4 protein-coding genes are annotated in these 12,534 nt (G+C 72.7%); 2 read left to right on the plus strand and 2 right to left on the minus strand.

The window, feature by feature from the left end:
• The first annotated feature begins 3 nt into the window (after positions 1-3).
• Positions 4-7,254 (plus strand): RHS repeat-associated core domain-containing protein, encoded by a 7,251-nt coding sequence (locus AB0F88_RS25875; RefSeq protein WP_362689046.1) that lies wholly within the window; start codon positions 4-6, stop codon positions 7,252-7,254.
• A gap of 95 nt (positions 7,255-7,349) precedes the next feature.
• Here AB0F88_RS25875 and argG read toward each other — a convergent pair whose 3' ends face one another.
• Complete coding sequence (argG, locus tag AB0F88_RS25880) at positions 7,350-8,798, minus strand: argininosuccinate synthase (protein WP_362689049.1); 1,449 nt, start codon at positions 8,796-8,798, stop codon at positions 7,350-7,352.
• A gap of 198 nt (positions 8,799-8,996) precedes the next feature.
• A complete protein-coding gene (locus AB0F88_RS25885) occupies positions 8,997-9,620 on the minus strand; it encodes a GNAT family protein (protein WP_362689052.1) in 624 nt (207 codons plus the stop codon).
• Between the two features lie 410 nt (positions 9,621-10,030).
• Between AB0F88_RS25885 and AB0F88_RS25890 the strand changes: the two genes are divergently transcribed.
• Positions 10,031-12,376, plus strand: coding sequence for an ATP-binding domain-containing protein (locus AB0F88_RS25890; protein ID WP_362689055.1), 2,346 nt, complete (start codon positions 10,031-10,033; stop codon positions 12,374-12,376).
• Positions 12,377-12,534 lie beyond the last annotated feature (158 nt).

Genomic DNA, 12,534 nt, shown 5'->3' on the forward strand with positions numbered 1-12,534 from the left:
CACGTGTTACGAAGACGGGCCGGGGGTCCGGTCGCGGTGGTCGCCGCGGTGGCCGTACTGGCGGGAGGACTGGTGACGAGCGCGCCCGCGCGCGCGGACGCGCGGCGGCCGGGAAACGCGGCCGCCCTGATGGCGGGGGCCAACAGGGCGCCGGAGGCGACGGCACCGGCGGGGGGATCCGGGCAGACCGCCCCGGACGGTGACTTCACGTACTCGTACCCGATCGAGGTCCCGCCGGGACGGCGGGGGCAGAGCCCGGCGGTGGAGTTGCGGTACGCGTCGTCGGCACCGGTGCACGGCGGGGTGGCCGCGGGGTGGAGCCTGCCGGTGCGGGCGGTCACGGTGGACCCGGAGGCCGGGACGTTCCGCCCCGAGCGGCCGGACGGCGGCGGCGCGGCCGATCCGCGCAACTTCGCCGCGCCGGACGGCAGCCCGATGGTGCCGGACCCGAGCCTGCCGGTCTCGCCCGGCGGGGTGGGGTACCGGGCGCTCAACGACACCGGCTACACCCGGTTCGAGTATCTCGGCGAGGTCGCCTCCGAGCCGTACTGGTGGAAGGCGTTCCGCGGCGACGGCACGGTGCAGCGGTTCGGGGTGAAGAGCCGGCACCCGTACGGGTACGCGCCGCTGGTCAGCGAGACCGACCACACCGGCCACCGGCTCATGTACAACTACACCGTGGTGGGGCGCACCACGGCCGCGCCCGCGGCCGGGCACCCGCGGGAGTTCCTGCTGTCGAGCATCGAGTACTGGTCGCCCGGCTCGTCCCAGGCCGGCGGCGACCAGCCGTACGCCCGGGTGGTGTTCGACCACCTGGACCCGGTCTTCTGCGGCGATCCCGACACCTCGGACCTGCTGCCGGTCGGCAGCAGGCTCGACCACCGGTACGGGACGGGGCTGCTGTCCGGCACCCGCAAGCTGGACCAGATCGTCACGCAGCGCAAGAACCTGAACGGCACCGGGTTCTTCCACGTACGCCGGTACCGGCTCGGCTACTCGGGCACCGACGACTGCGCGGCGGGGACGGCCGCGCCGTTCCGCGAGCTGGCGAGCGTCCAGCAGACCGCGTACTCGCCGAACATCGGCTCGGGTGCGGGCAGCACGACGGTGCTGCCCGCCACCCGGTTCACGTACGGCAAGGCGGCCGCGTACACCAGGGAGGAGCACTACCAGCCCGCGGTGACGGTGGCGAACCTGAGGATGCCGGAGTCGGTCGACACCAACACGGTCGACCAGTTCGGCGACACGGCCGGGCTGTTCGCGCCCACGTCGGGCTTCCGGTCCTGCGACGCGAAGTTCTGCGCGGTGCCGGGCGACGGCACGGCGAACCCGCCGGGTTCCTACCACCTGTCCTGGCAGGCGTCGGCGGCGCAGGCGTCCGGGGAGAGCGTGACCCGGATGTGGCTGGACGTCAACGGCGACGGCCGGGTGGACCTGCTGAGGCGTTCGGGCGAGTCCGGCGACATGAACCTGTCGCGGGCAAGCACGGCCGGCCCGTTCACCGGCGGCTGCCACGTCGAGGTGTACGTGAACCGGGGCGAGCAGGGCTTCGCCAGGGACGACGCGCTCTTCGCGTCGTTCAGCCTGGCCAAGGCCATGGCGGACGTGCCGGTGAGCGCGGGCGCGGGCGACAGCGGGGTGGGCGAGCTGCTGTGCTCGCTGAACCGCTCGTTCAGCTCCACCTCGGCGGGCTGGCAGGGCGACGCATCCAAACCGTGTCACACGGTGGCGAACTGGGGGGCGCGCGCCGGCTGGGGCTCCATGCAGCAGGTAAGGCACGGCTTCTACGACGTGGACGGCGACCGCCGCCCCGATCTGATCTCCCAGCCGATCGCCTCGGTGCACTGCCCGTACGCGAGCACGCACGGCGTGCCCGCGCCGCTCTGGGACGACCCGGAGCGCGACGGCGTGCCCGCGGACCCGCACTGGCGGACCGAGTTCGAATTCCGCATCCCGAACTCGGCGATCGACCCGATCCAGGTGACGGCGCGCCAGGCGTACTGGTACGTGTACCGCAACACCGGCACCGGCTTCGAGGCGACCCCGGCGAAGGTCCCGGCGGGCCGGACCACCGACACCCGGCTGAACGAGCGGATCGTCACGGTGCCCGAGCCGGGGTTCGTGGGCGCCTTCCACGCGCCGTACGCCCCCCTCGAAGGCTCGAAGCAGGTCCTCGGCACGCTGGCCGACATCACCGGCGACGGCTACGGCGACTTCGCGGTGGACAGCGGCTACGTGCTTCCCGGCACGAAGGGCGGCGGTTTCGGCGACCCGATCAAGTTGCCGGACGGGGCGCAGAACGCCGACTTCGCGCCGGGCAGGGACCGGGCCGAGGGCTCCGGCTGCCCCGGCTGCCTGGAGACCTACACCGGCTACATGCGGGGCGGCGTCGAGCCGGACATCAACGCCGACGGGCTGCCCGACCGGATCGAGGTGCGAGACGGCGGCACCCGGGTGACCTACAACACCGGGTTCGGCTTCGGCACCGCGGCCGGCGGCGGTCAGGTGATGTTCAGCGAGGGCGCGGCCGACACCAGGCGGCTGGAGTCGTTCCGGCTGGTGGAGGACTCCCACGACTGGCAGGGCTACCCGACCGCGAGCACCCGGTACGTGAGGACCCGGCTGGTGGACCTGGACTACGACGGTGTGCCGGACGTGCTGTTCCACAACGCCGGCACCGCGGCCAAGCTGTACCTGGGCGGCGGCGCCGCCTGGGTGAGGGCCACCGGCGTGGACGCCGCCCTCGCCGACCGGCTCGGCGGCCGGGTCACCGGCGGGGCCATGCAGAACCAGTTCGTGGACCGCGCCGACTACCTGCACACCTACGCGCACAAGGCGGTCGACGTGAACGCCGACGGCCTGCTGGACCTGGTCGAGGACGGCGACGGCGACGGCTCGGTGACGGTCCGGTACGCCAAGCCGATCCTGGACACCGGCGAGAGCCACAACGCCCCGGCGCGGCTGCTGCGCACGGTGAGCAACGGCTACGGTGCCACGTCCCTGGTGTCGTACGGCTACGACCCGGCCGCCGGCAAGTGGACGGCCACGCGGGTCACCGTGCGTCCCGGGCAGGGCGAGCCGGAGATGACCACCCGCCACCACTTCCGGCTGCCCGCCTTCACGCCCGGCCCGTACGGGCAGTCCCGGTTCCGCGGGTTCGCCGAGGCGCGGACGCTGCGGGTCGGCGACCCGGGTGACGCCGGCGACGACCTGACCACGGTCCGGCTGTACGCCTTTGACCAGGACCACCGCGGGCTGCCCCGGCGCACCGCGACGGTCCGCGGCGACGCGGCGTTCACCGCGGCCCCGGCGTTCGACCCGGCCGGCCGGACGGGCGTGATGCGGCTGGTGGACGAGACCTACCACGTGCGGGAACTGTGGCTGCGCGCGCCCGGCATGGCGGCGGGCTTCTCTCCGCGGGTGGTGCTGCCGCGGGCGACGACCACCCGTACCTGCGCCGGGGCCCTCGGGCAGACCGCGGACGCGTGCGTCGCGTCGGCGCCGTCGCTGGTCGTCGAGACCGGCTGGGCCGGCAGCAGCGTCGGCGGGAAGTTCGTCGCGGACCTGCCGAGCGAGGTCGAGACCCGCTTCGTCAACGGGCAGGGCCGGCAGGAGATCCGGCGCGCCTCGCCGTCCCACAAGGTGGCCTGGACGAGCGCGGTGTACCGGGTGGCGCCGGACACCACCGTCGAGGAGCGCGTGCTCGACGGCGTGACGACCCCGCTCGGGGTGACCCGCACCTCCTACCACGACGGCGACTTCCACTACCCGAAGAACGTCACGGTGGACGACGCCATGGCGGGCGTGCCCGACCGGACCACCCGTTACCAGTACTACGGCGGCGACGGCGCCGACCGCGGCCTGCCGTACCGGACCTGGCAGCCGGCGCAGATCGCCAGGTACGGCAACACCAACGACGCGGCGGGGTTCACCGAGTACGCCTACGACGCCCACGGTGTGCACGCGGTCCGCACGACCAACCCGGCCGGCCACGTGACGACGTCCGTCGTGGACCTCGGCACCGGGGTCGCGCTCGACGTGGCGGGCCCGGACTACGTCTGCCCGGACGGGCCGGACGCCGGCGGCGAGCCGGATCCGGCGACCGCGTGCGCGTTCGGCGACGCGGAGTTCCGCGAGCGCACCGTCGTCAGGATCGACGGGTTCGGCCGGCCGCTGCAGACCTTGCGGCACGCCGCCGGCGCGGGCGGGGCGACCGGCGTCGAGGTGGCCGGCGCCACCTACGACGACGCGCCCGGCACCGGCGCGCCGGTGTCGCGCGTGACGCGGGAACTGGTCGGGGACGGCCTGTTCAGCAGCACGACGACGGAGTTCGACGGCCTGGGCCGCACCCTGCGCAGCGTCGTGCGGCAGCGGGTCCAGCAGGACTTCACGACGAGCTACGACTACGACGCCGCGGGCCGGGCGTACCAGGTGTTCGTGCCGCGCGGCGACGGCGAGTCCGGCTCGGTGGGCGTGCGCACGACCTACGACGCGCTGGACCGGCCGGTCAGGGTCCAGGAGACCGGGTCGGGGTCGCAGGTCTTCGAGCTGCACACCTACGACGGGCTCGCGCACACCGTCTCGCAGCAGACCGCCGACGGCTCGCCGCCGTCCCAGACGATCACCCGGCGGGACGCGGCCGGGCAGGTCTCCACGATCGACGAGTGGCGCGGCACCCGCGACTCCGACGGCGAGAGCCTCCCGCTCTGGGCCACCACCTTTTACGCCTACGACGGCGCGGGCCGCACGGCCTCGGTGTCGGACTCCGACGGCGTGACCACCACGCTGGTGCACGACCACTCCGGCAACCGCCGGTCGATCACCGGCGCGGGCCGCACCTGGTCGTACGGCTACGACGCCAACGGCAACATGACGTCGATCACCGAGCCGCTGCCGGCCGGCGCGCAGGCGGCGGCCTACACCCACACCACCGAGTACGACGACCTGAACCGGATCGTCAGGGAGACCCCGGCGGTGCGCGACCTGACCGCCGCGGAGCGGGAGGAGTTCAGGTTCGGCCCCAAGGAGTACGGCTACGACCGGGCGCACTCGTCGCTCCCCGCGGTCCAGGCCGCCAACCAGGTCGGCCGGCTGTCGTACACCAGCTCGCCGTCGGTCACCGTGATCAACCGCTACACCCCGTACGGCCACCTGGCCGGCGCCCGGCAGATCGTGCCGGCGCTGCCCGGACCGGTCACGGCGGACGACCTGGTGGTCGACCACCAGCGGGACGCGGCCGGCAACGAGGAACGCGGCACGTACTCCGCGGCGATGGCGCACGGAACGGTCACCTACGAGGGGCCGTCGGTGCACACCGGCTACGACCACGACGGCGTGCCCTCCGAGGTGCGGTTCACGGTCGGCGGCAGGAACATGACGATCCAGTCCTTCCGCAACCGGCTCGGCCTGGTCACCGTCAGGTCCGCCAACCAGGCCGGCACCGCCGGGTTCGCCCGCCCGGTCGTGTTCCACGGCTACGACAGGTTCGGCCGCGCCACCTCACTGCAGGCCATGGGCAAGGCCGGCGGCACCCAGCGGTACCGGCAGACGCTGAGCTACCACGACAACGGCGAGGTGAAGGAGATCGCCGAGCAGCTCGGCGGCACCGGCGAGCCGGTCCGCACCACCACCTACGGCTACGACCACCGCCACCAGCTCACCGGCGCCGCGCAGTCCGGCGGCACCGGCTACCGGGGCACCTTCCGGTACACCCCGGGCGGCCGGATGGCGGCGGCCGGCGTCTCCGCGACCGGCGCGGCCCGGCCGGTGACCCGTGACGTCACCCACGTCTACCAGGACCCGCGGGCGGGCGGCGACCCGCAGCGGCTGGTCGCGCTGCGCCGGGCCGACGGGACCGACCTGGCCGTCTACGCCTACGACGAGGCGGGCAACACGCTCACCCGCGCGCTGCCCGACGGCACCGTGGTCGGCCAGCGCTGGGACGGCTACCGGCTGCGCAGGGTGACCCGGCCGGGAGGGGAGAAGGAGACCTTCCTCTACGACGGCAACACCCGGATCGCCGCGATCCGGTACGACGCCGGCGGCACCCTCGCCGAGGTCCGCCGCTGGTTCGGCGACCTGGAGGCCCGCTACCGGCCCGGCGCGGCCGCCGAGTACCGCAACCTCGTGCGGATCGGCGGCGACGCCGTGGCCCGCGTCGACGGCGACCACGCCACCGGCACCGTCGAGCATCACGTCGGCTCGGTGCAGGGCCACCAGGTCCTCACCCTCGGCGCGGCGCCCGACGCCACCGGCCAGGCCCCGGCGCTGCGGACCGCCTCCTACGGCGCCTTCGGCGAGCTGCTCACCGAGACGCTCGCCGAAGGCACCCCGGCGGGGAAGTACTCCCGGGAGTTCAACGGAAAGGACCGCGACGCCACCGCGGGGCTGCACTACTACGGATACCGCTACTACGACCCGCTGGCCCTGCAGTGGACCTCCGCCGACCCGAAGTACCGCTTCACACCGGACACCGCGGACCCGCGGCGGGCGAACCTCTACACCTACACCCGCAACAACCCGGTCGGCCTGGTCGACCCGGACGGCCTGGAGGACCGGCCGGCGAACGGTTCCACCTTCGCCCGGCAGACCCACTACAACGGCGGTGGAGTCGGCACCCTCATGCACGTCGAGGTCAACGCCACCAACGCCGAGATCTCCGCGGGCCGCCGGACCTGGGGCACCTCCGCGCAACTGGACGTCGGCCACCTGGAGACCTCCGTCGCCGACGGGAACTCCGCCGAGGCCATGCTGGTGACCGTGTACGGACCCGCCCTCCCGGACGCGGAGAGCGGCGGCACCTGGCAGGTCAAGGCCGAGGTCGGCATCTTCGGCACCGGGGGGTTCCTGACCGGCGCCGACGTCACCACCTACACCAGCGCGGACGGCCTCACCTACGAGGCCCCCGGGATGGTGACGGCCAACGCGATGGACCACGACGACGAGGGCGCGAGGGACGCGGCGAGAGGACTGATCGCCTACGGGATGATGCTGCGGGCCAGGGCGGAGGACGCCAGGCGCAAGGCCTGGGACGGGCCCCTGGACCAGATGGGCGCGTATGGCACGTGCACCCCGGAGCACGCCGAGTGCGCCGGCCCGTCCCATCCGGAGACCGAGAAGCGGGTGACCACCACTCCGGACGAGCTCATGTCGCGCAAGGACTTCGGCCGCCTGATCGACGCCGCGAACCGGGACGGCGGCTCGGGGAAGGGGGAGCCCACCGACATCCTCTCCGGGTGGAAGGACCCGAAGTGATCCGGGACGGCCGGTGAGGGCGGGGGAGACCGGCTTCCGCCGGAGGCCGATCTCCCCCGCCCTGGTGGACCGGGACGACTGACCGGGCGAGCCGGTCAGTCGGTGCCGAACTCCATCGCGGCGCGGTCGAGCATCTCGTCGTCGCCGGAGACCTCGCCGCGTGAGGCGATGGCCTCGGCGCCGCCCCGCGGCATCGCGCCGATCAGCCCGGTCGAGGCCGCCTGGGCGGCGCCGATGAGCGCGGGATGGGTGGTGCCGACCATGCCGAGGCCGGCGTACTGCTCGAGCTTGGCGCGCGAGTCGGCGATGTCGAGGTTGCGCATGGTGAGCTGGCCGATCCGGTCCACCGGGCCGAACGCCGAGTCCTCGGTGCGCTCCATCGACAGCTTGTCCGGGTGGTAGCTGAAGGCCGGGCCGGAGGTGTCCAGGATCGAGTAGTCCTCACCGCGCCGCAGCCGCAGCGTCACCTCGCCGGTGATCGCCGTGCCGACCCAGCGCTGCAGCGACTCCCGCAGCATCAGCGCCTGCGGGTCGAGCCAGCGGCCCTCGTACATCAGCCGGCCGAGCCGCCGTCCCTCGTTGTGGTAGCTCGCCAGGGTGTCCTCGTTGTGGATCGCGTTGACCAGCCGTTCGTACGCCGCGTGCAGCAACGCCATCCCGGGCGCCTCGTAGATGCCGCGGCTCTTGGCCTCGATCACCCGGTTCTCGATCTGGTCAGACATGCCCATGCCGTGCCGTCCGCCGATCGTGTTCGCCTCCATCACCAGGTCGACCGGGGTGGCGAACTCCTTGCCGTTGATCGTCACCGGGCGGCCCTGCTCGAAGCCGATGGTCACGATCTCGGCGGCGATCTCGACCTCGGGATCCCAGAACCGCACGCCCATGATCGGGTCCACGGTCTCGATGCCGGTGTCGAGGTGCTCCAGGGTCTTGGCCTCGTGGGTGGCGCCCCAGATGTTGGCGTCGGTCGAGTAGGCCTTCTCGGTGCTGTCGCGGTAGGGCAGGCCGTGGGCGAGCAGCCACTCCGACATCTCCTTGCGGCCGCCGAGCTCGGACACGAAGTCCGCGTCCAGCCAGGGCTTGTAGATGCGCAGGTGGGGATTGGCGAGCAGGCCGTACCGGTAGAACCGTTCGATGTCGTTGCCCTTGAACGTCGAGCCGTCGCCCCAGATCTGCACGTCGTCCTCGATCATCGTCCGGACCAGCAGGGTCCCTGTGACGGCACGGCCGAGCGGCGTGGTGTTGAAGTAGGGGCGCCCTGCCGAGCGGATGTGGAACGCGCCGCAGGTGAGCGCGGCCAGGCCCTCCTCGACCAGCGCCGCGCGGCAGTCGACCAGTCGCGCGATCTCGGCGCCGTACGCCAGCGCGCGGCCGGGCACCGAGGCGATGTCGGGCTCGTCGTACTGGCCGATGTCGGCGGTGTAGGTGCACGGAACGGCACCCTTGTCGCGCATCCACGCGACGGCGACCGAGGTGTCGAGGCCGCCTGAGAAGGCGATGCCGACCCGCTCGCCGGTGGGCAGGGAGGTGAGAACCTTGGACATGAAACAAGATTATGCATTACGGCGCATGGTCATGCAAAGCGGGGGGGGTGGCGCGTGCCGCGGCGGGGTCCGGTGACGATCGTCGTCACCGGGCCCGCGGGCCATGGCACTCTCACGGAGAGTGACGGATGTTCGGCGGGTCGTGGCCGGGTGGTGCCGGTCCGGCGGGCGTGCCGGGACGGCGGGGGCCGCGGCGGTTCAGCGGTCCGGCAGGGTGTGGTGCGGAGGCGTCGGCCGGGTGCCGGTCATCCGCGCGGTGATGGCCCACCGTTCGTGGTCTCGCCAGGCGCCGTCGATGAACAGGAGATCGGGCGAGTAGCCCTCCTTCCTGAAGCCGTGCCGTTCGAGGAGCTTGAGGGACGCCCTGTTGCCGGGCTGGACCTGGGCTTCCAGGCGGTGGAGCCGCAGGTCCTCGAAGGCGTGTCTCAGCAGCAGTTGGAGACCTTCGGACATGTAGCCCTGCCCGGCGGTGGGGGCGAAGGCCGCGTAGGCGATGGCCCCGCACTGGAAGCGTCCGCGGATGATGTTGTTGATGTTGATCACGCCGACGATGGCCCCGGTGTCGCGCAGGCGGACCAGCAGGCACTCCTCGTCGGGCTGGGCGTAGCGGGTGAGGAGAGCCTGGAACCCGTCGGCCGTGCCGGGCAGGGAGATCCACGGATGGTGCAGGCCGGCGCTGGCGCGGACCAGGCCGAGGAACTCCTCCCGGTCGTCGCCGGTGATCGGACGCAAGGTCACGCGGAAGGAGTCTCCCGGCCGGCCGGGAGACTCCTCGATCGCCGCTGCCCGTTCGGTTCCTTCGGCTCCGTCGTTCTGAATCACGGAGGGAACGCTATCGCGGCTCCCGGCCCGGCCGGCCCACCCCGGGTTCCCCGGAAAGACCGCCGCGCGGCCTCGGGCGGGGGAGGCGAACCGCCGCATGCCTCACGCGTCGAACGGGCCGGTCGCCCGGCCGCGGGCGGCGCGCCGGCAGCGCGCGCGGCGTTGGCCGCCGCTGCGCCTCGGCCACGTCCATCGCCGCCTCGCCCGACGGGGCCGCGCCGGCGTCCATCAGCTCGCGGATCCGCGCCTCGATCGCCGCGTTTCTGCGGCCCGGGTCTCCGCGACCCGAGGTCGGCGGCTGACGGCGCTGGGCCGATGCATCGGCGCGCGGGGCGGTCTATACTCGTCTTCTTAGCGCTCTCACGTAAAAAAGAGAACACGCCCCCAACTAAGAGGAGCGTACCAAGGAAATGCCGAGCCGTCAAGTGTCAAGCCCTCAGATCGAAACCGAGCAGTCCTACGTCACCATGCTGTACGGCCACCTCGACGAGGCGCGTGAGCGGGCCGAGATCTCTCTGAAGGAGGCCCACCGCAGTCCCGGGGTCGGCACCGCCCGGGGCATGGTCGAGCGGGAGGTGTTCTCCGGCGAGTACGCCAGGCGCCTCGCCAGGCTCAACGGAGTGGAGCATGGCCTGTGCTTCGGCAGGATCGACGACTCCGGCGGTGAGACCCTCTACGTCGGCAGGATCGGGCTGCGCGACGGCGACGGCGAGCCGGTCCTGATCGACTGGCGGGCGCCCGCCGCCCGCCCGTTCTACACCGCCACGCCCGGCGACCCGGGTTCACTGGTACGGCGCCGCCACCTGCACACTCGCGACCGGACCGTGGTCGGCGTCGACGACGAGGTGTTCGACCTCGATCGGATGAGCGACGCCGACCGCCGGTCGCTGGTCGGGGAGGCCGCGCTCCTGGCGACGCTGCGGCGGGCGAGGACCGGCAAGATGAGCGAGGTGGTGGCCACCATCCAGACCGAGCAGGACCGCGTGATCCGCTCGGGTCTGCACGGGATCCTCGTGGTCCAGGGCGGTCCCGGCACCGGTAAGACGGTCGCCGCGCTGCACCGGGCCGCCTACCTGCTCTACACGCACAGGGACGTCCTGGAGCGCAGGGGTGTCCTGGTCATCGGTCCCAACGACCTGTTCTCCCGCTACATCGAGCAGGTGCTGCCCTCCCTCGGCGAGAGCGACGTGGTGATGGCCACGCTCGGGCGGCTCTATCCGGGCATCACGGCGACGGCGGAGGACGGCCCGTCCCAGGCCGTGATCAAGGGTGACCTGCGGATGGTCGAGGTGATGGCGAAAGCCGTACAGGATCGGCAGCGGGTTCCCGAAGGGGACCTCGAGGTCAGGATCCCCGCTCGGACGTCGGTGCGCGGCGGCGAGGAGGTCGTGATCGACTGGACGACGCTCCGCGTGGATCACGACACCTGCGTCGTCGCCCGCGACCGCGCCCGTGGGCTGCGCAGCCTGCACAACGAGTCCCGGCACGTGTTCGTCCTCGACATGCTGCGGGCGCTGGCCACCGCCGAGGCCGCGCAGTACGAGTGGCTGACGGACGAGGAGGAGCTGGGGGTGATACTGCCCGACGACGGCGACCCGTGGCTGGATCTGCCGCCGGACGAGGAGGAGATGCGGGTCGAGGAGGAGGAGACGCTGCGGGAGGCGTGCCGGGTGCTGTGGGAGCAGCCGGCGGTACGGCAGGCGGTGGACGAGCTGTGGCCGGTCCTCACCCCGGAGCGACTGGTCGGCGAGCTGCTGTCCGACTGGGAGGCGATGCTCTCGGCGGGGCTGGACGCCGGTGAGGCGGGGGAGCTGCTACGCGCGCCGGACGCGCCGTGGACGGTGGGTGACGTGCCGCTGCTCGACGAGGCCGCCGAGCTGCTCGGCTCCGACCTGACCGCCGATCCGGAACGGGACCGGGCCGACGCCGCCGAGCGGCGCGACGAGCGGGCCTACGCCCAGGACGTGCTGACCTACAACGAGAACTTCGAGATCCTGGACGAGGCCGGGGCGAGGCTCGGTGACCTGCTGGACGTCGGCACCCTGGCCGACCGTCATCACGACCGCGGCCCGGCGCTGACCACCGCCCAGCGCGCGGCCGCCGACCGGACGTGGGTCTACGGTCACGTGATCATCGACGAGGCCCAGGAGCTGTCGGCGATGGCCTGGCGTTCGGTCATGCGGCGCATCCCGACCCGCTCGCTGACCGTCGTCGGCGACATCGCCCAGACGGGGTCGGCGGCGGGCGCCCGCACCTGGGAAGAGGTGCTGGCTCCCTATGCCGAGGGCCGCTGGCGCGAGGAGCGACTGATGATCAATTATCGGACCCCGGCCGAGATCATGGACGTGGCCGCCGACGTCCTGCGCGCCGTGGCTCCCGGCCAGGTCCCCCCGCGGTCGGTCCGTACCGGCGGGGCTCCGCCTCGCGCCATCCGCCGGACGTCACCCGGGTTCGCGGACGTGGTGGAGTCCGAGCTCGCCGCGATCGGCGAAGGGCGGTTGGCCGTCATCGTTCCCGACGCGCGGCATACCGGCTTCGCCGAGGTCGACCTCGAGACGCCGGTGGTGGTGCTCACCGTGACCCAGTCCAAGGGGCTGGAGTTCGACGCCGTCGTGGTCGTGGCCCCTGACGAGATCCTCGCCCAGTCGCCCAAGGGGGGTCACGATCTCTACGTGGCGATCACCCGAGCCACCAGGCGCCTCGCCGTGGTGCACGAGGCGGAACTACCCGACATGCTCGCCAAACTCGCCCGGTGACGGTGACGGTGACGGTGACGGTGACGGTGACGGTGACGGTGACGGTGAGGGTGACGGAGCCGCCTCGACCGTCGGCAGGGTTTTGGGCGGGAGCACCGAGGCCCGGGCGCCGGTCGACAAGGTCGACGCGAGGATCGAGGAGGCGAGGAAGGCCCGCC

The sequence above is a fragment of the Streptosporangium sp. NPDC023963 genome (assembly GCF_040639135.1).
In the GTDB taxonomy this organism is placed as follows: domain Bacteria; phylum Actinomycetota; class Actinomycetes; order Streptosporangiales; family Streptosporangiaceae; genus Streptosporangium.